The following is a 20,192-nucleotide window of genomic DNA, read 5'->3' as shown; positions in this document are numbered from 1 at the left end:
TCGCTCATCCTGTCAGGCAGCGTCTTCGACCAACATACAGGCGCTGATCAGACGTTGGGTATACGCCTGCTGCGGATGGTCAAAAATCTGCTCAGGCGTACCCTGCTCGACCACCTCACCACGCTGCATTACCATCACATGATCTGAAATGGCACGTACGACAGCCAGATCATGGCTGATAAACACATAGCCGATGTTATGGCGACGCTGAATGTCTTTGAGCAGCTCCAGCACAGTGAGCTGTACCGAGCGGTCTAATGCCGATGTCGGTTCATCCAGCAGAATAAACTTAGGCTCAGAGACCAAGGCGCGGGCAATCGCAATCCGCTGACGCTGACCGCCGGAAAACTCATGCGGATAGCGGTTGATACTGGCGGGATCCATGCGTACCTCGTCCAGTGCTTTTCGCGCCTTCTGGATGCGCTCACTTTTTGTCATTTGGGTAAAAACAGTCAGAGGTTCAGTGATGATCTCACCGATGGTCATCCGGGGTGACAGTGAACCATAGGGGTCCTGAAAGACCATCTGCATGTGACGCTTGAGTTCAAAACGCTCTCTGGCCGTCATCTCGCCCAGTTTCCTGCCATCAAAGCTGACAGCACCACTAAACGGCAGCAATTGCATCAGAGCGCGGCCGAGAGTGGATTTTCCCGAACCGGATTCACCAACAATTCCCAGCGTTTCTCCCTGCCGTAATGTCAGACTGATGCCCTTCACCGCATCCAGGTGTTCGATCGGCTGGCCCAGCCAGTTTGACTTCAGCACATAGCTGACTTTGATATCCTGGGCGTCCAGGATAACGGGGGCGTGATGCTTATCGCTCACCTCGCCCGGCTTAGGCTCAGCGTCAAGCAGCATTTTGGTGTACGGGTGCTCTGGCGCATGAAAGACCTTGTCAACATGACCGGCCTCAACCACTTCGCCTTTACACATCACCACCACATCATCGGCAAAATGGCGCACCACACCAAGGTCATGGGTAATAAACAGAATTGCCATCCCCATCTCAGCCTGGATCTCTTTAAGTAACGACAGCACTTCTGCCTGCACTGTGACATCCAGCGCTGTGGTCGGCTCATCCGCAATCAGCAGGTCAGGCTTATTCGCCAACGCCATGGCAATCATGATCCGCTGTAGCTGCCCGCCGGAGAACTCATGAGGATAGTGACGAAGTCGCTTGCGCGGATCAGGAAGCTGTACCCGCTCAAAGAGCACCAGCGTTTCTTCCATCGCCTCTTTTCGCGTGACATCGCGGTGGCAGCGAATCGCTTCAGCCACTTGCTCCCCAATTGGCATATAGGGATTGAGCGAAGTCATAGGCTCCTGGAAGATCATTGCTATCTTACCACCTCGGTAGCCCCGCAACACGTTTTCCGACAGCGATAATAAATCGGTTCCCTGAAAATGAATCTGGCTGTCGGGATCGACCCAGGCATTTTTCGGCAGCAGCCCCATGACAGCGCCAGAAGTGACGGATTTACCTGAACCCGACTCCCCCACCAGTGCCAGAGTCTGGCCTTTGTCCACACTAAAGCTGATTTGCTTTACCGCATCAACGATGCCTGTCTCCATGGTGAATGATACTGACAGCTTGTCTACCGTCAGCAGCGGACACTGCTTATCCATACCGGAATCCTTTTCCTGATCTTAATAAATGATAATTATTAGCAAATGAGAATAAATCAAAGGAGTGGAATTGGCTATCAATGAGTATGGTTCATGCGGTAAAAAGTGAGAAAACCCGTCACAGATCGGCTTTCGCACTGGTAGTAACAGGTCACTCCGTGGTTTTATCTGCCAGAGTATAAGTGATCAAGGCTTGAGACTTTGACTTGAGTTCATTGCAGTGCGCACAGAAATAACTGGTGGCACCACAAGCATTGAGGCTTTCTAACGGGTGTCCGCAATCGTGACAAGTGGCATGTTTTATCGCCCTGCGTTCGCAGTGAAGACAAAAATAGCCTTGATGCTGCCAGACAAGATTGAGCCGGCATTCCGGACAAAGTGGCTGAGACATATCGCACGCTCCTGAGTATGCAGATCAGTGTTATCTGCTTAAGTGTATCAATAGCAGAGATCGGCAACAGTGGCTTGATCAACGACAAAGTCCCGGCTGATCAGCGATCACCTCCAAAAAGAACATTTATCAATACAGTTCCCGAAAGCATAAGTTACATGTTCTGTATATGAATTTTAAACAGCACAAAAGTCTAACCAAGTGTTCTATTTAGATAAGATCCAGCATATATGGAAATTCGAAATCAGTTCGCTTGCTCGCCTGTCAGTGCTGTATTTACAGGGGCTTAGCGTCATAGTGATACGATCAAAAACAAGTCTGCTAACAGGATAATCTTCGCTCATCGATCCCTTTCCCCCGGTAACATGATCCTCTGGCGGTTTGCTCTGATCAAAAAAAACCCGGCTCAATCAGCCGGGTCTGGGTGTTTACTGGTTGCGGTCCCTGTTCTTCAGGGCATTGGTCAGGCGTTTACGCTGCCGCTCCTGAGACACAGTCAGCTTCTGACGTTTCTCATTACCAAATGGGTTATCACTGTTATGGAAGTGAATCCGGATCGGTGTTCCCATCATGTCCAGTGTCTTACGGAAGTAGTTCATCAGATAACGCTTATAGGAACCCGGCAGGTCGTTCACCTGGTTCCCATGCACCACAACAATGGGCGGATTATAACCCCCTGCGTGGGCATATTTCAGTTTCACCCGGCGGCCGCGGATCATAGGCGGCTGGTGGTCATCCTGTGCCATTTGCATAATACGGGTCAGCAGGGAGGTACTGATACGCTTAGTCGCCGACTGGTACGCTTCCTTCACAGATTCGTACAAATGGCCCACACCCGTGCCGTGCAGGGCAGAGATAAAGTGGATGCGAGCAAAATCGACAAAGCCAAGCCGGCGATCAAGCTCTGATTTCACCCGCTCTTTGACTTCGTTATCCAATCCATCCCACTTGTTCACTGCGATAACCAGCGAACGGCCGGAATTGAGCGCAAAACCAAGCAGGCTCAAATCCTGATCCGAAATATTTTCACGGGCATCAATGATCAGCAGCACCACGTTGGCATCTTCAACGGCTTTCAGTGTCTGGATAACCGAGAATTTCTCTACCGCTTCATTCATATTCTTGCGGCGACGCACACCTGCGGTATCAATCAGCACGTACTCCTGACCGTCCCGCTCCATCGGAATGTAAATGGAGTCACGCGTGGTGCCGGGCATGTCGTAAACAACAACACGCTCTTCACCGAGAATCCGGTTAGTCAGAGTCGATTTGCCCACATTCGGGCGACCGATAATCGCCAGTTTGATAGGTTGTTCCTGCAGTCGCTTATAGGCAGCTTCTGCATCTTCTTCTGTCAGGTTAGCCTTTTCGATGGCATTGGCGGAATCCAGGCTTTCGATATCGACAAAGCCGTCATCTTCCTCGGCCTGGCGTGCTTTCCATTCTTCAACGAAAGGTGCCAGTGCACGCTCCATCAGCGCGGTCACACCACGGTTCTGGGCTGCGGCGATCTGATACATAGCATCCACGCCCAACTGCCAGAAATCCGCACAGGCGCTGTCGGCATCAATACCGTCAATTTTATTCACAACTAAAAATGTCGGTTTCTGACGGCTGCGAAGGTGCTTGGCAATGGCTTCATCCGATGCGGTAAGGCCAGCACGGCCATCAACCAGAAACAGTACAACATCTGCTTCTTCGATGGCGGTTAGCGATTGCTCCGCCATTTTGGTCTCGACACCTTCCTCGGAACCATCAATACCGCCGGTGTCGATGACAATGAATTCGTTCTCTTCGAGCTCTGCTCGACCGTACTTACGATCCCTGGTTAGGCCAGGAAAGTCAGCGACCAGCGCATCCCGGGTGCGGGTAAGACGGTTAAACAACGTCGATTTACCCACATTCGGGCGCCCGACAAGGGCAACTACAGGAATCATAATGAGTTTACCTCTATCTTTTTCATCATCTTAATGACAGTAATGTCTGTCTCAAACGACAATCACTACGTCAAGGGTAGAATAACAACGGCCCCTGATGTGAATACAAACAGGAGCCGAAGCGTTAATCTTATCACAGAATATGCCTGTGACTAAGGCAAATGCATTTTGCTCAATTTGCCTTCTCGGGTCACCACCAGGTAGCCATCTGACAGCGCTAACGGCGGGATAGCAATGCCGCTGCCATCGGTTTGCTGCTGGGCAAGAAATTCACCCGTATGGGTATCCAGCCAGTGCAGATAGCCCAGGCTGTCACCCAGCACTAATTTCCCATTGATCACAGACGGAGCACTGAGAATGCGGTGAGCAAGCTCAGTATTTTGCCACAGCTCTGTGCCACTGCGAATATCCACGGCTACCAGGTGATCCTCTGCCGTTACCAGAAACAGCAAGCCGCTGTCGATCACAAAGTCAGTCGCTGAAGAGTAGTTGCGTTTCCACACCTGTTGGCCACTACGCAGATCAATGGATACCAGATTGCCGTTGTATCCGGCAGCATACAGGCGGTCACCGTTAATCACAGGTGCAGCATCGACGTCGACCAGGCGATCAATTTCCGTCGCTCCCTGCGGCTGGCCGATAGGCTGTTGCCACAAAAGCTGGCCGTTACGAATGAAAGCACCCGCCAACCGACCGTTGGCCTGCCCCCAGAATACTCCGCCGGAGATAGACACAGGCGAGCTGTCACCACGCAGCGTCAACGATGGTACTTCGCTGCTGATTTGCCATTTAGACGCACCGGTTTCTGCATCTAAAGCCTGTAGAATGCCGCGGCTGGTGTTCACCAGCAGCAGGCCTTCATCCGCCAGTGGTTTAGCCAGCACTTCGCCATCAATATCAACACGCCAGGCTTGCTCACCGGTTTCTGCATCCAGCGCAATAACTTCAGCATTTTCACTGCCGATAAAGACTTTGTTGTAAGCCACCGTCAGGCCGCCAGACAACTTAGCATTGTCGCTGCCGGCAATCTCGTGCTCCCACACGCTCTTACCCGTCGCCGGATCTAAAGCTTCCACCTTGCCTTCACGGCTGGCTACAAACAACTTCCCGTATCCCGTCACCGGAGACAGACGCGAGTAATAATGCTGTACGCCTTCATCAATATTGCGTGTCCAGTCCTGAACAGGCGTGAACTGGTTTTCAACCGCAGGAAGAGGTGCCATTTGCACCGCTTCTTCTTCACTGGCACAGCCGCTCAATACACCAATAGCGACAGCGAGCGCTACAGCTTGCTTCAATAGCTTTCGCATACTCTGTCGCCTTTACTGGGCCAGATCGTCAAGTTTAATTTGCAGTGCCGGAGAAGCGCCCAGTTGCTGTGCGCTGATATAAGCATCACGAGCTCCTGATTTATCCCCTTTCTGCAGCAAAATATCACCGCGCAGTTCAGCCACTTTACCCTGCCAGCTTTCCGCTTTCACTTTGTCCAGTTCCGCCAGTGCATTGTCGTAAGACTGCTGAGCCGCCAGAATTCGCGCCAGTCGGGTGTGAGCCACAGGCAACAGAGCAACATCTTCTGTATGACTGATAGCCCAGTTTAACTGCTCTGCTGCAGCGTCCAGTTCACCTTTATCCACCTGCACTTTGGCCAGTTGCAATGCAGCCAGCACCGCATACTGACTGCTTGGGTTATCATTGATAAACGTCTGAGCCTGACTGACAGCCTCGTCGCTGCCACTGTCCAGAGCCTGTACAGTCTGAGTATAAGCTTCAGAAGCCAGTTCCTTAGCAGCCTGCACTTCTCCCTGATAATAACGCCAGCCATACAGGCCGCCCAGGCCAAGTACGGCACCAAGCACAACGGCTTTACCGTTCTCTTTCATCCATGCCTTGATGGATTCAATCTGTTGCTCTTCTGTGGTATTGACGTCCACGTCCTGTCCTCTCTTAAATCAATTCTGCCAGCTTAGCGGCAACCTCTGCCTGAGCCAATGTTTGCTGCTCACCGCCACGGAGATCCTTAACGACTACAGTACCTTCTGCAATTTCGTTCTCCCCCAGAACCAGAGCAACAATCGCACCCACGTTATCTGCGCGTTTAAACTGTTTCTTGAAGTTACCGCCACCAAAGTGATTCATCACTCTCAGTCCCGGTACGGCTTCGCGCAGGGTTTCAGCCAGCTTCATGCCTGCCATCAGTGTACCTTCACCGGCAGTCACTACGTAGACATCTACACTGCGGCGAACGTCGGTCAGCTCCAGGGTTTCCAGCATCAGTACCAGACGCTCCAGGCCCATAGCAAAGCCCACGCCTTGCGTCGCTTTGCCACCCAGCTGTTCAACCATACCGTCATAGCGGCCACCACCACATACAGTGCCTTGGGCACCCAGGCTGTCGGTGATCCACTCAAAAACCGTGCGGTTATAATAATCCAAACCACGCACAAGGCGTTCATTTACCTGGTATTCGATGCCAGCAGCGTCTAATAGTTCACACAAACCTGAAAAATGCGCCTTGGAATCATCATCCAGATAGTCAGACAAGGTCGGCGCATCGGTCAAAATCGCTTGTATATCTTTATTTTTGGTATCCAGCACACGAAGAGGATTGGTGTACATACGGCGCTTGCTGTCTTCATCGAGCACGTCAAGATGCTGCTCAAGGAATGCAATCAAAGCATCGCGATACGCGGCACGGGCTTCAGAAGAACCAATAGAGTTCAGCTCCAGGCGTACATGCTTATCAATGCCCAGTTCACGCCACAAACGTGCCGTCATCATGATCAGTTCTGCATCAACATCCGGCCCTTCAATGCCAAACACTTCTACGCCAAACTGATGGAACTGGCGATAACGGCCTTTCTGCGGACGCTCATGGCGAAACATGGGGCCCATATACCACAAACGCTGTTCCTGATTGTACAGCAGGCCATTTTCTATACCGGCACGTACACAACCTGCTGTCCCTTCAGGGCGCAGTGTCAGGCTGTCACCGTTGCGGTCTTCAAAGGTATACATTTCCTTTTCGACCACATCGGTCACTTCACCGATGGCACGCTTAAACAAATGCGTCATCTCGACAATCGGCATACGAACTTCATTGTATCCGTAAGCGCTGACGACTTGTTTCGCGGTATTTTCCACTTTCTGCCAAAGCGGAGACTGAGTTGGGAGGCAATCGTTCATGCCTCGAATTGCTTGAATTTGTTTCGCCACGTTGATTCTCAATTAACCGATGGGGATTAAGTTCGAATGAATAGAACTGAATATATAAGTTATGCAGGACGTTGTGAACCTTACCCCGAAGGATTCCGGGGTAAGTCAGACAGAAAAGGCTTACTTTTCGATGACGTCAATCCGGTTCCGCTGATCCATCATGGACGCTTTGGCCCGGATCTTGGTTTCCAGCTGATCGATCACATTGTCATTATCAAAACGCTCTTTCTGGCGCACACCGTCTTCATAGAAGGCGCTCTTACGGTTACCGCCGGCAATGCCCATATGGGACACTTCTGCTTCGCCCGGCCCGTTAACCACACAGCCAATGACAGAGACGTCCATAGGAATAGTGATATCTTCCAGGCGCTGTTCCAGCTCGTTAACTGTGCCAATCACATCAAATTCCTGACGTGAACAGGTTGGGCAGGCAATAAAATTAATGCCGCGGGAACGGATTCGCAGGGATTTCAGGATATCAAAACCGACTTTAATTTCTTCGATGGGGTCGGCGGCCAAAGAGATGCGCAGCGTATCGCCAATCCCCTCAGCCAGCAGCATGCCCAGGCCAACGGCAGATTTGACGGCGCCGGCACGCGCGCCACCGGCTTCAGTGATACCCAAATGCAAAGGTTGTTTGATCTGCTTTGCCAGTCTGCGGTACGACTCCACAGCCAGAAATACGTCAGAAGCTTTAACACTGACTTTGAATTGATCAAAATTCAGCCGATCCAGAATTTCAACATGACGCATCGCCGATTCAACCAGCGCATCAGGCGTTGGTTCACCATATTTCTGCTGAATATCTTTTTCCAGCGAGCCGCCGTTTACACCGATCCGGATTGGAATATTGTTGTCGCGAGCACAGTCCACCACAGCACGGATACGATCTTCACGACCGATATTGCCAGGGTTAATGCGCAGACAGTCCACGCCATACTCCGCCACTTTCAACGCAATGCGGTAATCAAAATGAATATCAGCCACCAAGGGCAGATTCACCTGTTGCTTAATCGCTTTAAAAGCTTCAGCCGCATCCATAGTGGGCACTGAAACGCGGACAATATCGGCACCGACTTTTTCCAGTGCGCGGATTTGTGCCACCGTCGCTGCCACATCTGTGGTACGGGTGTTGGTCATTGACTGCACCGCAATCGGTGCACCATCACCAATTGGCACCTTACCCACATAAATTCGGGTGGAAGGACGACGTTTAATCGGAGACTCGTTATGCATCTTTCATTCTCTGTTTACAACGGCAACTTCAACCTGGCGACTCTGCCAGCCGGGTAGCCGCTCAGATCAACTGGTTCACCTTTGAAGCTCATTGTAACAACACTCGGCGCACCGAGCACTATCTTAAACGGAGCCTGTCCTTCAATAGAGACAACATCGCCGCTGGATTTGATACCTGTATCAAGTTGTTTGCCGTTGGCATCACGGATATCAATCCAGCAGTCACCGTTAAAAGTCAGTTGCAGATCAGGTGCCGGCGCTTCTTCCGCAACCGGGGCTGCATCGGCAATCAGTGAGTCATTGGCTTCATCAAAGAGCACATTGCCGTCATCATCAATCACACTGCCCGCAGGCATCTCGCCGGCGCTATTGCTGGCGGCTTCATCGAAGGTGTTGAGCGGTAAATCATCACCACCCGCAGTATTGCTGTATGAGTCGTCAGCGGGACTCTCTTGCGTTGCTCCTTCCGCAATCGCACTCACGTCGTCTGTGTTCAGCGTTCCCGCCATATCATCGACCGTACCGGCCAGTGATTCATCCAGAGGCAGATTCGCTGGCGATACTTGCTCAGAAATAACCGGGGTTTCCGTTTTTTGCTCAGTTTGCCACCACCAGGCTGCTGTCATACCGACAATCACAGCCCCCAGCAGCCAGGTCAGGCCCATGACACGGTTATCGTGTTTGTCACGCTTGGTTTTACGGGAAAAACTTTGCATGGTCTGGGCTTGCGGCTGCCCCTGACCAATGCTTTCAAGTTTGTTCAGTACTTCGTTAACATCAAGACCGACAAATTTTGCATACGAGCGGACATAACCACGGGTAAAGGTGGCCATCTGAGCTTCATCAAACCGGTTGTTTTCAATGTCATCGATTACAGACATCCGCAAGCGCAGTCGGCTCGCTACATCCTTTTGAGAATAGCCAAGCTGCTCACGCGCCTGGCGTAGCATATCTCCGGGACGAATGACGTCTTCCGTTACTCGTTCTTCGTTCTGTTCAGTATTCATTGGCTAGATAATTCTGATATTGCTGAGAATCAGGAAATTGTTGTCGCAACAATTCGGCATATTTTTCCACCCGATCAAGGCGACCGCTCTGGCGTGACGACTGAATTTTAAGAACAAGACTATCAGCAGTCTCTCCGTATCGCAGACTGAATGCATCCAGTCTGGCATCGGCCTGCTGGTAATCACCACCAGTCAACTCCAGTCTTGCCAGCTGCAACATAGACAGCGGACGGTAAGGCTCATGATCCAATGCTTTTCTGAAATAATCTGCAGCTTGTGTCGCATCACCATGTTTTATGCTGCACAAAGCCGCATTTTCATACGTCGCTGAAGCCTGAAAATAATCCGGCTGTAAAACAGCACGCATAAAGGCGTTATCTGCTTCATCAAACCGTGCTTCATTACACAAGAATACACCATAGTTATTAAGCACATCGCCATTTTTGGGGGAATATTGCAATGCTCGGACATAGAGCGCTTCAGCTGAACGGTTTTCACCCACTTGTTGGTAATAATGTGCCATGGCAAGTTGTGCTCTGGGGTGATCCGGCGCAACGTCTAAGGCTTTCTGTAAATTTTGCTGTGCTCTCTGCCGCTGACCTTGCTCAAGGTAACTGAGTCCGAGTGTCACTCTGGCATCCGCCACCGCAATGGGATCCACACTGCGCTCCTTCGCTGTCGGGTCAACGGTTACACAGCCCACTAGCAAACAAGCGGCAAAAAAGCCGCTTGTGATCGGATACAGGGTCCAGCGTATCATAACAACTCCTTGCTCACATCCATTTCGAGCTTTATGTTATTGTTATCAGACCGCTTTTACTGGGATTGGTTCCCCTTTAGCTTGTTTTGCCAGGGTACGTTTTGTGCGGTCAATCACATCACCAACCAATTGTCCGCAGGCGGCGTCGATATCATCACCACGTGTTTTACGCACAGTCACAGTGAAGTCGTACTCCATCAGTGTTTTCATGAAGCGGTCAATCCGTGAATTGCTTGGCTTACGATAAGGGGAACCCGGATACGGATTGAAAGGGATCAGGTTAATTTTCGCCGGGGTGTCTTTCAGCGTATGCGCCAGTTCCCGCGCGTGTTCCATGCCGTCGTTCACATGATCCAGCAGTATGTATTCCACCGTGACTTTGCCGCGGTTGGCATTCGACGATGCGATATAGCGACGTACCACATCCAGGAAAGTTTCGATATTGTACCTGTCGTTAATCGGCATGATTTCGGAGCGCAACTGGTCATTACCGGCGTGCAGAGAAATAGCCAGTGCCACATCTATCTTACCTATCATCTGCTCAAGACCAGACACGACGCCTGACGTTGACACAGTGACACGGCGCTTCGACAGACCAAAACCCAGGTCATCGAGCATGATTTTCAGCGACGGAATCAGGTTTTTCATGTTCAGCAATGGCTCACCCATGCCCATCATGACCACGTTGGTGATAGGACGACGGCCCGTTTCTTTCTCAACACCGATCTCTTTGGCAGCGCGCCATACCTGACCGATAATTTCTGACACTTTCAGGTTACGGTTAAACCCTTGCTGTGCAGTAGAGCAGAATTTACAGTCCAGCGCACAGCCCACCTGAGAAGACACGCACAGGGTGGCACGGTCATCATCGGGAATGTACACAGTTTCAACATCCTGATCGCCGACACGCATGGCCCACTTGATAGTGCCGTCTGCCGAGTGTTGCGCTTCAGATACATAAGGGGCACGAATCTCAGCCACGGCTTTCAGTTTCTCGCGCAGCTTCTTATTGATGTTGGTCATTTGATCAAAGTCATCGCAACCGAAATGATACATCCACTTCATGATCTGATCCGCGCGGAAGGCTTTTTCGCCCAGCTCTTCGGCAAAATACTGCCGCAGTCCTTCGCGATCGAAATCCAGCAGATTGATTTTGGCATTCGTCATCGGTTGTCGCCTCACTAAAAAATGACAGATCCTGCACCCGGTATGTCAGGGAACGCTGACCCAGGGTGGCCCCAAATAGCGGGAAGATTCAAGGCGCGAAATTGTACAGACTTTATCGGCGTGTTTCCACTTTTGCTGCTAATGTCAGCTAAGCAGCTGATTACAGCTTAGCTGACGCCAGCCAGCGCCTCCATCAAACCTTAATAGATAAAAAAGATAAAAAAACGGGAAGCCTTGGCTTCCCGTTGTATCCGGCTTTCAGATCATGAATCAGTCACGAGGACAAATTTCATCCTCGGAAAAGAAATACGCAATTTCACGGGCTGCAGACTCTGGGCTGTCAGAACCGTGTACGGCATTCAGGCGAGTACTTTCTGCGTAATCGGCACGCAGTGTACCGCACGCAGCTTCTTCCGGGTTGGTTTTACCCATCAGCTCACGGTAGCGCGTAATCGCATTGTTGCCTTCCAGTACCTGTACCATCACAGGGCCAGACGTCATGAATTCAATTAACGGCGCGTAAAACGGCTTGCCTTCGTGCTCAGCGTAAAACCCCTGTGCCTGCTGTTCAGTTAAACGCAGCATTTTCGCCGCAACAATCGTCAGACCAGCGCTTTCTAAACGATGATAAATTGCACCGATCTGATTACGGCCTACTGCATCCGGTTTTACAATTGAGAAGGTACGTTCAATTGTCATTATTATATTCCTTATACTCAGTTCACTTCTGGCAGGCAGGTTTCCCTGTCCCATAGCGCTTACTGTAACAGCAACGCGGCAATATTTGCCACCCCAAGCCCCGTCGCGCCCGCTGCCCAGCGTGCATCAGCACCGTCACGGAAGCAAGAGGCCAGATCGAAATGAACCCAGCGGCTGTCATCGCTGACAAAACGGGACAAAAAAGCAGCAGCATTCGAAGCACCGCCCATACCACCACCTTTCACAGCACGGCTGTTGGCGGTGTCTGCGTAATCAGACGGACAATTATTCTGGTGCCATTTTTGCAGCGGTAACGGCCATGCGGGCTCATTAACCAGCTCAGACAATTGCTGCGCTTTGCGCAGCAGCTCAGGCTGCATGGAGAAGATAGCGTTATAATCCTGACCCACAGCCATCATAGCCGCACCGGTCAGCGTTGCGGCATCTATGATCAGCGGTGCCTTCATTTCACCGGCTTTGATCAGGCCGTCTGCCAGTACCAGACGCCCTTCAGCATCGGTATTGACCACTTCCACCGTCAGACCATTCTTATAGGTCAGAATATCGCCCAGCTTGTAGGCATTACCGGCGACCATGTTTTCGGCACAGCACAAAATCAGTTTAACGCGCTTTTTCAGGCCTTGTTCAATGGCATAGGCCAGAGCAGCTGTCACTGTTGCCGCACCGCCCATGTCGCATTTCATCGCCACCATACCGGCACTGGACTTGATGCTGTAACCACCGGAGTCGAACGTAATTCCTTTACCGACCAGACAGGCATGCACAGGTGCATCCGCATCCCCAGTAGGGTTAAAGTCCAGCGTCAGCATCACAGGCGGACGACTGCTTGCACGGCCAACACTGTGCGTACCAATCCAGCCTTCGGTCAGTAGTTCGTCGCCAACCAGTACCTCGTGGGTGATATTGTCGCCGGCCACGCTTTTCAGGAAAGTTACCGCATCCTGCGCCAGTTTTTCCGGGTACATGTCTTCCGGCGTCGCATTAACAACCTGACGTACCCAGTCTGCACTGCGACGGCGTGCGTTCAGCAACTCCAGCTCGTCGTCATCCTGGGAAGCCCATTGCACGTCCACCGATTTGCGTGTTGCGGCAAAGCCACAATAAAACGCCCACTGGCGCTCGTAGCTCCAGCCCTCGCCGCTCAGGCTGACCTGAGTCGCCCCCTGAGAAGAAAGCTGACGAGCAGCCTGCTGAATGCGGCGCAGTACAAAATCATCCTGATAGTGAATGAGCACGCTGTCCTGCTGGTAAGAGACCAACGCTTTATCGCCCCAGGCACCCTGACTCGGTTCTGCGGAAAGTAGTACGGTAAGCATATCTGTGTTCCCTAAGTTGAAAACGCACAACAGCGTGAACTGTTGTGCGTAAAAATAGACCGGAGAATGAAATTAATCCTGGGCCAGAATGTTCGCCAGTGTGCGTACACCCATACCCGTTGCGCCCACGCCCCATTTATCACTGGCCGATTTACGGTAGGTACCGCTGCAGTCTAAGTGCAGCCAGCCATGCTTATAGTCTTCGACAAAGTAAGACAGGAAAGCCGCCGCTGTACTTGCACCCGGCATGAAATCGCCGGTTGAAATGTTGGCCAGATCAGCAAAGCTGGATGGCATCATACGACGGTGATGTTCGCCCAGAGGCAAAGGCCACAAACCTTCGTGCTCTTCACTGGCGGCAATCAGTGCTTTCTGCGCCATGCTGTGGTCAAAACTGAACAAGGCATGGTAGTCATTACCCAGGGCATTCTTCGCCGCGCCGGTCAGGGTCGCACAGTCAATGATCAGGCCCGGCTTTTGGGCACTGGCATAAATCAGGCCATCCGCCAGTACCAGGCGGCCTTCTGCGTCTGTGTTGAGGATTTCAACCGTCTTGCCATTTTTGTACGTGATGATATCGCCCAGTTTAAAGGCACGACCCGATACCATGTTTTCCGCACAGCACAAGATCAGCTTAATGCGCTTTTGCACACCGCGGGCAATCGCCAACGCCAGACCACCGGTGGCCATTGCTGAGCCACCCATGTCGGCTTTCATCGCCGCCATCCCTTCAGAAGGCTTCATGCTGTAGCCGCCGGAATCGAAAGTAATGCCTTTACCGACCAGGCACGCAGCAACAGGTGCTTCGGCGTCACCGCTTGGGTTGTAATCAAGAATGAGCATCGCAGCCGAGCGTTCTGAGCCACGGCCAACAGTATGAATACCGATCCAGCCTTCATCCAGAAGATCGTTGCCTTTAATCACTTTGTAACTGACATGATCAGGGGCCAGTGATTTGATAAATTCACCGGCACGGTTCGCCAGATGCGAAGGATTCACCACTTCTGCACTCTGGTTGATAATATCGCGAACCCAGTTGGTGGCGGTCAGACGCGCCTGCAGTTCCGCTTCATCTTCATCATCCAGCTCAGGCCAGCTGACACTGTTGCCCGGCTTGGCATTACGGTGTCCCTGAATGAAAGACCAGATGGTTTCCAGATCCCACTCTTCGCCACTCAGAGTGACTTGCTTGATACCCTGACCGTCCAGAGTCCGGCCGGCACGCTGAATCAGATTCAGCACATCATCGTTGGTCACATGAATCTGAACACCGTTAGCGGTATAAGAAACCAGTGCATTCTCACCCCACTGCTCAGCAGCAGCGTCCTGAGTCAGAAATACTGACATAGTAGAAGACATGTAAAACTCCTTGAGTATATGCCCAACGAGCACTCACAGCTCGTACAGGCGGCATGCTTAAGACTTCCAGAAAGCCGGATTCTGTCCTTCGGCTGTCTGTGCCTGATAGGCCATAGCCCGCATCCAGTCACACTGAATTTACTGTGTTTATGGTGCATGAATGCGTAATTTCAAGTTAAGCAATGCGAAAATACAACAAAGCGGACCTTTTGGTCCGCCATTTAGTTTTGTCAGTGCAGGCAATTTGCTGGCTGTCACTCACATATCAAAGCGATTGGTTTACCTTGCCGTCAAATAGACAAATAAACAAGGCATTTGCCACAAGATTAAGAGAATGATCGACTATTAACGAATATCCACTCAGTCCTTTTCTTCCATCCAGCACAATTGCACCGCTTCCAATACTTTTTCCCCGCAGTGGTTTGGGTCATCATCAAACTCGTCCAGCGCCAGAATCCAATCCCGTAACTCGACAAAATGAATGCTTTGCGGGTCAACGTCCGGATGCTCTTCCAGCAAGGCAATGGCAATGTCTCTGGAATCAATCCACTTCAGTCCCATGATTCACCTGCCCCCGTTGCAAACAGAAAGTATTAAAAGTGTAGCAAGCCCGTCACCAAAGGGGGACGGGCTTGCTGATTAATGGTTTTCGCTGGCCAGATTGATGGTGTAGCGAGGAATTTCAACCACCAGATCTTCATCAGACACTCGGGCCTGACAGCCCAGACGAGACTCAGGTTCCAGGCCCCATGCCTTATCCAGCATGTCATCTTCCAGTTCTTCACTTTCGTTCAGTGAATCAAACCCTTCACGGATAATGACGTGACAGGTTGTGCAAGCACAGGACTTTTCACAGGCATGCTCAATACCAATGCCGTTTCGCAGTGCCACATCCAGCACAGTTTCGCCACTAGATGCATCCAGCACAGCGCCTTCTGGGCAAAGTTCTTCATGGGGTAGTACAACAATTTTAGGCATGCCTAAACCTCATCAATCGATTGACCGGCCAGTGCCTCCCGAATGGATTTATCCATACGGCGTGCGGCAAATTCCTGGCTTGCTTTATCAGTTTTCTTAATACCGGCTTCAATCGCACGCGGGTCTTCACCCTGACGCAATTGAACCAGCTCCATCATGGCGGTTTCCAGTGCTTCACGCTCTTGTTTCGACAGCAGAGTCTCGCCATCGGCAGCCAAGGCAGCAATCAGCCCTTCCAGTACCCGATCCGCCTCTACGCGCTGCTCAGCCAGTGCACGGGCATCTTTATCTTCACGAGCATGTGTCATCGAATCGCGAATCATGTTGGCAATCTCGTCATCCGTCAAACCGTAAGACGGTTTGACCTGAATGGACGATTGTACACCAGAGCTTTTTTCCATCGCGGTGACCGACAGCAACCCATCCGCATCTACCTGGTAGGTGACGCGCACATGTGCCGCGCCCGCGGCCATCGCAGGGATACCACGCAGGGTAAAGCGGGCCAGTGAACGACAGTCTGCGACCATTTCACGCTCACCTTGTACCACATGTACAGACATCGCCGTCTGGCCGTCTTTGAAGGTGGTGAATTCCTGCGCGCGGGCAACCGGGATAGTAGTGTTACGGGGAATGATCTTTTCGATCATGCCGCCCATGGTTTCAATACCCAGTGACAAGGGAATCACATCCAGCAGCAACATCTCAGAATCGGGTTTGTTGCCGGCCAGAATATCGGCCTGAATTGCCGCACCGATAGCGACCACTTTATCTGGGTCAATCGATGTCAGCGGTGTTTTGCCAAAGAATCCGCCCACCATCTCACGCACCAGTGGCACGCGTGTTGAGCCGCCGACCATCACGGTTTCAATCACTTCATCAAGTTCGATACCCGCATCTTTCACCGCCCGGCGGCAAGACATCAGCGTCTTTTTCACCAGCGGCTGAATCAGGGCTTCAAACTGAGCTCGGGTAATCTGCCCCTGCCAGCCCAGCACGTCAATCTCAGCACTGTCGCTGTCGGTCAGAGCCACTTTGGCGTCTGTGGCCACATCCTGCAGTGCACGGCGCTCGGACGCTGTCAGGACGTCACTGTGACCACTTTGTGCCAGAATCCACTCCGCCAGCAGATGATCGAAATCATCACCACCCAGTGCTGTATCACCACCGGTTGCCAGAACTTCAAATACGCCTTTAGACAAACGTAAAATCGAGATATCAAAGGTACCGCCACCAAGGTCATAAACGGCAATCACACCTTCCTGACCAGAATCCAGACCGTAGGCAATGGCTGCGGCGGTGGGTTCGTTCAGCAAACGTAATACTTTGAGGTTGGCCAATGACGCCGCATCTTTGGTACCTGCACGCTGAGCATCGTCAAAGTAGGCAGGAACCGTAATCACGACACCTTCCAGCTCACCGCCCAAGGTCGCCTTCGCACGCTCAGTCAGGGTTTTCAGAATATCCGCAGAGACCTGAACTGGATTGACCTTACCGCGGCGAGTCAGCAATTGCGGTAAACCTGACTCTGATGCCTCAAACTGATAAGGCAAATTAGGGTAACGTTGCTGAATATCGGTCAGCGAGCGTCCCATCATGCGTTTAACGGAAATAATGGTATTCGCAGGATCCTGCTGGGCCAGTTTTCTGGCTTCGTCGCCAACGAGAATGCTTTGCTCATTATAATGAACAACAGAAGGTAGAATTGACTTGCCTTGCTCGTCGGGCAGGGTCTCGGCCACGCCACTACGCACAGCAGCAACGAGAGAGTTGGTCGTTCCCAAGTCAATACCTACCGCCAGTTTATGTTCGTGCGGTGCAGCGCTTTGACCAGGTTCAGCAATCTGTAACAGTGCCATTGTCCTTCCTGTGGGCTTTAAGCTGATAAGTAAATAAAATCAGTCGAACAGCGTCTCTTCCAGACGTTCGACCTCGACTCGCAGCTTTTCGATGAATTTGAGTTTACGTACTGCGTCTGCTGCTGGTTCCCACTCGCTAGCTTCCAGCAATTGTTTCAACTCACTGAGTTGGGCTTTCTGCAAACTGACTGCCTGCTGTTCAAAATCAAACAGAGCGGACTCAGGATCCTCAGCGGAAGGGATCTCTTCCAAGGCCTCACGCAGTTCCATTTGCTGCATCAGAAATTCAGGATCCTGCAAGGTCTGCTGTTCGGCGCGAATATCAACGCCGTTTTCCGCCAGCATATACTCAGCACGAGTCACCGGGTTTTTCAGGGTCTGGAATGCGTCATTGATGTGAGCAGCTTTTTGAACGGCCATCAGTCGATCGCGCTCAGAAGCTGTAGCAAAGTTATCCGGATGAAAACGTCGCTGCAGGTCACGGAAACGTGTGGCAAGAAGGCTACCGTCCAGTTCAAACTGGAAAGGCAGGCCAAATAGTTCGAAATGATTCATATGGCGTCTGATATCGGTTTACAAGCAAGAGGCGCGAAACAGAATGCTCGCGCCCAGGCAATGTCTCGCCGTCAGCGAGTATTAAACGTTGAAGCTTTCACCACAACCACATTCGCTAGACACGTTAGGGTTGTTAAATTGGAAACCTTCATTCAGTCCTTCTTTGACGAAATCCAGCTCTGTCCCTTCCAGGTAAACCAGGCTCTTGGCATCGACGATCACTTTGACGCCGAATTGCTCAAAGACCTCATCGCCCTCGTCGATATCATCAACGAACTCAAGGACATAGGCCATACCAGAGCATCCTGATGTTCGGACACCCAAGCGCAGGCCTAAACCTTTGCCCCGATTTTCCAGGAAAGCCGCAACACGGCTCGCTGCAGTTTCAGTGATGGTAATGGCCATGAACAACAACCCTTATTTCATTAATTACTTTGATGTTTCTTTTTGTAATCGCTAACAGCGGCTTTAATGGCGTCTTCAGCCAGAATTGAGCAGTGAACCTTCACTGGCGGCAGCTCAAGTTCTTCAGCAATCGCTGAGTTTTTGATCGATGCTGCTTCGTCTAAGGTCTTGCCTTTCACCCACTCAGTGATAAGTGAGCTGGATGCGATAGCAGAACCGCAGCCGTAGGTTTTAAAACGTGCATCTTCAATAATGCCTGCATCAGACACTTTGATTTGCAGTTTCATTACGTCGCCACATGCTGGCGCGCCAACCATACCGCTACCGATATTTTTATCATCTTTATCAAATGAGCCCACGTTCCGCGGGTTCTCGTAATGATCAATTACTTTGTCACTATAGGCCATGGTAATTTCCTCGAATTCGTGAAGACCGCAACTTAGTGGTGTGCCCACTCAACTGTGTTCAGGTCGATTCCCTCTTTGTACATATCCCAAAGCGGTGACATCTCACGCAGTTTATCTACTGCGGTACGGATCTGCGAAATTGCGTAGTCTACTTCTTCTTCTGTCGTGAATCGACCAAAAGAGAAGCGAATTGAACTGTGAGCCAATTCATCATTCAGGCCCAAAGCACGCAGTACGTACGAAGGCTCCAAACTGGCTGATGTACAGGCAGAACCGGACGAGACCGCCAGATCTTTCAGCGCCATCAGCAGTGACTCACCTTCAACAAACGCAAAGCTGATGTTCAGATTGTTAGGAACACGCTGCTCCAGATCACCGTTGATTGTCATCGCTTCAATGTCTTTTACGCCGTCCAGCAAGCGGTTACGCAGAGCCAGAGCATGCTGACGGTCCAGGTCCATATCTTCTTTCGCGATACGGAAGGCTTCGCCCATACCAACGATTTGATGGGTAGCCAGGGTACCGGAACGCATACCACGCTCATGACCGCCACCGTGCATTTGTGCTTCCAGGCGAATACGTGGTTTACGACGCACATACAGTGCACCGATACCTTTAGGACCGTAAACTTTGTGCGCAGACAGGGAAATCAGATCAACTTTCATTTCCTGTACATCAATCGGCAACTTACCAGCAGACTGAGCGGCATCAACATGGAAAAACACGCCACGTTCGCGGCAGATTTCACCAATCGCGGTAATGTCCTGAATCACACCGATTTCGTTGTTCACATGCATAATGGAAACAAGGATGGTGTCTTCGCGGATGGCGTCACTCAGCTTAGCCAAATCGATCAGACCGTTTGACTCAGGCTCCAGGTAAGTCACCTCGTAACCTTCACGCTCCAGCTGACGGCAAGGATCCAGAACCGCTTTATGTTCTGTTTTGCAGGTAATGATGTGCTTACCTTTTTTGCCGTAGAAGTGCGCAATACCTTTGATCGCCAAGTTATCAGATTCTGTTGCACCTGAGGTGAACACGATCTCACGTGGGTCCGCATTCAGCAGGTCTGCCACTTGCTCACGGGCATTATCAACCGCTTCTTCAGCCTGCCAGCCAAAACGGTGGGAACGGGAAGCCGGGTTACCGAAGTTACCGTCCATTGTCATGCATTGCACCATTTTCTCGGCAACGCGTGGGTCTACAGGGCAAGTAGCGGAATAATCTAAGTATATTGGCAATTTCATCTTCATCTC

General features: G+C 51.3%; 20 protein-coding genes. All 20 read right to left on the bottom strand.

The genetic code is table 11. From position 1 onward, the window contains the following. Positions 1 to 12 precede the first annotated feature (12 nt). The 20 genes from KCG43_RS00630 to KCG43_RS00535 all read right to left on the bottom strand — a co-directional run bounded on the left by KCG43_RS00630 (position 13) and on the right by KCG43_RS00535 (position 20,183). On the bottom strand, positions 13 to 1,626 hold the full coding sequence (locus KCG43_RS00630) for an ABC transporter ATP-binding protein (protein ID WP_218382775.1): 1,614 nt from the start codon (positions 1,624 to 1,626) through the stop codon (positions 13 to 15). A gap of 151 nt (positions 1,627 to 1,777) precedes the next feature. Beyond that, entirely contained in the window at positions 1,778 to 2,017 is a 240-nt protein-coding gene (locus KCG43_RS00625; protein WP_192016996.1) for a zinc ribbon domain-containing protein, read from the bottom strand. Positions 2,018 to 2,445: 428 nt separating this feature from the next. Then, positions 2,446 to 3,954 carry a ribosome biogenesis GTPase Der gene (gene der / locus KCG43_RS00620; RefSeq protein ID WP_192016995.1) on the bottom strand — a complete coding sequence of 503 codons (1,509 nt, stop codon included), beginning with the start codon at positions 3,952 to 3,954 and terminating at the stop codon, positions 2,446 to 2,448. Between the two features lie 152 nt (positions 3,955 to 4,106). After that, a complete protein-coding gene (gene bamB / locus KCG43_RS00615) occupies positions 4,107 to 5,264 on the bottom strand; it encodes an outer membrane protein assembly factor BamB (RefSeq protein ID WP_192016994.1) in 1,158 nt (385 codons plus the stop codon). 12 nt (positions 5,265 to 5,276) lie between these two features. Continuing rightward, positions 5,277 to 5,888, bottom strand: a complete 612-nt coding sequence (locus tag KCG43_RS00610) for a tetratricopeptide repeat protein (protein WP_192016993.1) — start codon at positions 5,886 to 5,888, stop codon at positions 5,277 to 5,279. Between the two features lie 13 nt (positions 5,889 to 5,901). Beyond that, the gene (hisS, locus tag KCG43_RS00605) at positions 5,902 to 7,170 is read right to left on the bottom strand and encodes a histidine--tRNA ligase (RefSeq protein ID WP_218382774.1); all 1,269 of its coding nucleotides are present in this window, start codon (positions 7,168 to 7,170) and stop codon (positions 5,902 to 5,904) included. A 120-nt stretch (positions 7,171 to 7,290) separates the two neighbouring features. Then, positions 7,291 to 8,406 (bottom strand): flavodoxin-dependent (E)-4-hydroxy-3-methylbut-2-enyl-diphosphate synthase, encoded by a 1,116-nt coding sequence (gene ispG / locus KCG43_RS00600; RefSeq protein WP_192016991.1) that lies wholly within the window; start codon positions 8,404 to 8,406, stop codon positions 7,291 to 7,293. A 14-nt stretch (positions 8,407 to 8,420) separates the two neighbouring features. After that, a complete protein-coding gene (rodZ, locus tag KCG43_RS00595) occupies positions 8,421 to 9,413 on the bottom strand; it encodes a cytoskeleton protein RodZ (RefSeq protein ID WP_218382773.1) in 993 nt (330 codons plus the stop codon). Continuing rightward, positions 9,403 to 10,173 (bottom strand): type IV pilus biogenesis/stability protein PilW, encoded by a 771-nt coding sequence (gene pilW, locus KCG43_RS00590; RefSeq protein WP_218382772.1) that lies wholly within the window; start codon positions 10,171 to 10,173, stop codon positions 9,403 to 9,405. Before pilW ends, rodZ begins: the two co-directional genes overlap by 11 nt. A 45-nt stretch (positions 10,174 to 10,218) precedes the next feature. After that, a complete protein-coding gene (locus KCG43_RS00585) occupies positions 10,219 to 11,340 on the bottom strand; it encodes a bifunctional tRNA (adenosine(37)-C2)-methyltransferase TrmG/ribosomal RNA large subunit methyltransferase RlmN (protein WP_218382771.1) in 1,122 nt (373 codons plus the stop codon). Positions 11,341 to 11,610: 270 nt separating this feature from the next. Beyond that, positions 11,611 to 12,039 (bottom strand): nucleoside-diphosphate kinase, encoded by a 429-nt coding sequence (ndk, locus tag KCG43_RS00580; protein WP_192016987.1) that lies wholly within the window; start codon positions 12,037 to 12,039, stop codon positions 11,611 to 11,613. A gap of 59 nt (positions 12,040 to 12,098) precedes the next feature. After that, positions 12,099 to 13,376: an aminopeptidase PepB gene (gene pepB / locus KCG43_RS00575; RefSeq protein ID WP_192016986.1), complete on the bottom strand. Its 1,278-nt coding sequence runs from the start codon at positions 13,374 to 13,376 to the stop codon at positions 12,099 to 12,101. 72 nt (positions 13,377 to 13,448) lie between these two features. Continuing rightward, positions 13,449 to 14,735 (bottom strand): aminopeptidase PepB, encoded by a 1,287-nt coding sequence (gene pepB / locus KCG43_RS00570; protein ID WP_192016985.1) that lies wholly within the window; start codon positions 14,733 to 14,735, stop codon positions 13,449 to 13,451. A gap of 360 nt (positions 14,736 to 15,095) precedes the next feature. Beyond that, positions 15,096 to 15,296 carry a Fe-S cluster assembly protein IscX gene (iscX, locus tag KCG43_RS00565; RefSeq protein ID WP_027252957.1) on the bottom strand — a complete coding sequence of 67 codons (201 nt, stop codon included), beginning with the start codon at positions 15,294 to 15,296 and terminating at the stop codon, positions 15,096 to 15,098. Positions 15,297 to 15,374: 78 nt separating this feature from the next. After that, positions 15,375 to 15,713 carry an ISC system 2Fe-2S type ferredoxin gene (fdx, locus tag KCG43_RS00560; RefSeq protein ID WP_192016984.1) on the bottom strand — a complete coding sequence of 113 codons (339 nt, stop codon included), beginning with the start codon at positions 15,711 to 15,713 and terminating at the stop codon, positions 15,375 to 15,377. Between the two features lie 2 nt (positions 15,714 to 15,715). Continuing rightward, on the bottom strand, positions 15,716 to 17,569 hold the full coding sequence (gene hscA / locus KCG43_RS00555; RefSeq protein WP_218382770.1) for a Fe-S protein assembly chaperone HscA: 1,854 nt from the start codon (positions 17,567 to 17,569) through the stop codon (positions 15,716 to 15,718). A gap of 39 nt (positions 17,570 to 17,608) precedes the next feature. Beyond that, complete coding sequence (hscB, locus tag KCG43_RS00550; RefSeq protein ID WP_192016982.1) at positions 17,609 to 18,124, bottom strand: co-chaperone HscB; 516 nt, start codon at positions 18,122 to 18,124, stop codon at positions 17,609 to 17,611. 81 nt (positions 18,125 to 18,205) lie between these two features. Next, entirely contained in the window at positions 18,206 to 18,529 is a 324-nt protein-coding gene (gene iscA, locus KCG43_RS00545; RefSeq protein WP_027252961.1) for an iron-sulfur cluster assembly protein IscA, read from the bottom strand. 20 nt (positions 18,530 to 18,549) lie between these two features. Further along, on the bottom strand, positions 18,550 to 18,936 hold the full coding sequence (iscU, locus tag KCG43_RS00540; RefSeq protein WP_218382769.1) for a Fe-S cluster assembly scaffold IscU: 387 nt from the start codon (positions 18,934 to 18,936) through the stop codon (positions 18,550 to 18,552). 32 nt (positions 18,937 to 18,968) lie between these two features. Beyond that, positions 18,969 to 20,183, bottom strand: a complete 1,215-nt coding sequence (locus KCG43_RS00535) for an IscS subfamily cysteine desulfurase (protein WP_192016981.1) — start codon at positions 20,181 to 20,183, stop codon at positions 18,969 to 18,971. Between the last annotated feature and the right edge of the window lie 9 nt (positions 20,184 to 20,192).

Origin of the sequence: Photobacterium sp. WH24 (assembly GCF_019204055.1) — a bacterium.
Taxonomy (GTDB): Bacteria; Pseudomonadota; Gammaproteobacteria; order Enterobacterales; family Vibrionaceae; genus Photobacterium; species Photobacterium arenosum.
The sequence above is the reverse complement of the archived record's forward strand: the minus strand, read 5'-3'. Positions and strand labels throughout refer to the sequence as shown.

What these genes read in the sequence shown, in the direction of transcription:
- iscA (WP_027252961.1), bottom strand. Translation starts at nt 18,529, where the DNA reads ATGGCCATTACCATCACTGAAACTGCAGCGAGCCGTGTTGCGGCTTTC.
- KCG43_RS00630 (WP_218382775.1), bottom strand. Translation starts at nt 1,626, where the DNA reads ATGGATAAGCAGTGTCCGCTGCTGACGGTAGACAAGCTGTCAGTATCA.
- pepB (WP_192016986.1), bottom strand. Translation starts at nt 13,376, where the DNA reads ATGCTTACCGTACTACTTTCCGCAGAACCGAGTCAGGGTGCCTGGGGC.
- pepB (WP_192016985.1), bottom strand. Translation starts at nt 14,735, where the DNA reads ATGTCTTCTACTATGTCAGTATTTCTGACTCAGGACGCTGCTGCTGAG.
- hscB (WP_192016982.1), bottom strand. Translation starts at nt 18,124, where the DNA reads ATGAATCATTTCGAACTATTTGGCCTGCCTTTCCAGTTTGAACTGGAC.
- der (WP_192016995.1), bottom strand. Translation starts at nt 3,954, where the DNA reads ATGATTCCTGTAGTTGCCCTTGTCGGGCGCCCGAATGTGGGTAAATCG.
- ndk (WP_192016987.1), bottom strand. Translation starts at nt 12,039, where the DNA reads ATGACAATTGAACGTACCTTCTCAATTGTAAAACCGGATGCAGTAGGC.
- fdx (WP_192016984.1), bottom strand. Translation starts at nt 15,713, where the DNA reads ATGCCTAAAATTGTTGTACTACCCCATGAAGAACTTTGCCCAGAAGGC.
- KCG43_RS00585 (WP_218382771.1), bottom strand. Translation starts at nt 11,340, where the DNA reads ATGACGAATGCCAAAATCAATCTGCTGGATTTCGATCGCGAAGGACTG.
- rodZ (WP_218382773.1), bottom strand. Translation starts at nt 9,413, where the DNA reads ATGAATACTGAACAGAACGAAGAACGAGTAACGGAAGACGTCATTCGT.
- hscA (WP_218382770.1), bottom strand. Translation starts at nt 17,569, where the DNA reads ATGGCACTGTTACAGATTGCTGAACCTGGTCAAAGCGCTGCACCGCAC.
- ispG (WP_192016991.1), bottom strand. Translation starts at nt 8,406, where the DNA reads ATGCATAACGAGTCTCCGATTAAACGTCGTCCTTCCACCCGAATTTAT.
- iscU (WP_218382769.1), bottom strand. Translation starts at nt 18,936, where the DNA reads ATGGCCTATAGTGACAAAGTAATTGATCATTACGAGAACCCGCGGAAC.
- KCG43_RS00535 (WP_192016981.1), bottom strand. Translation starts at nt 20,183, where the DNA reads ATGAAATTGCCAATATACTTAGATTATTCCGCTACTTGCCCTGTAGAC.
- KCG43_RS00625 (WP_192016996.1), bottom strand. Translation starts at nt 2,017, where the DNA reads ATGTCTCAGCCACTTTGTCCGGAATGCCGGCTCAATCTTGTCTGGCAG.
- bamB (WP_192016994.1), bottom strand. Translation starts at nt 5,264, where the DNA reads ATGCGAAAGCTATTGAAGCAAGCTGTAGCGCTCGCTGTCGCTATTGGT.
- pilW (WP_218382772.1), bottom strand. Translation starts at nt 10,173, where the DNA reads ATGATACGCTGGACCCTGTATCCGATCACAAGCGGCTTTTTTGCCGCT.
- iscX (WP_027252957.1), bottom strand. Translation starts at nt 15,296, where the DNA reads ATGGGACTGAAGTGGATTGATTCCAGAGACATTGCCATTGCCTTGCTG.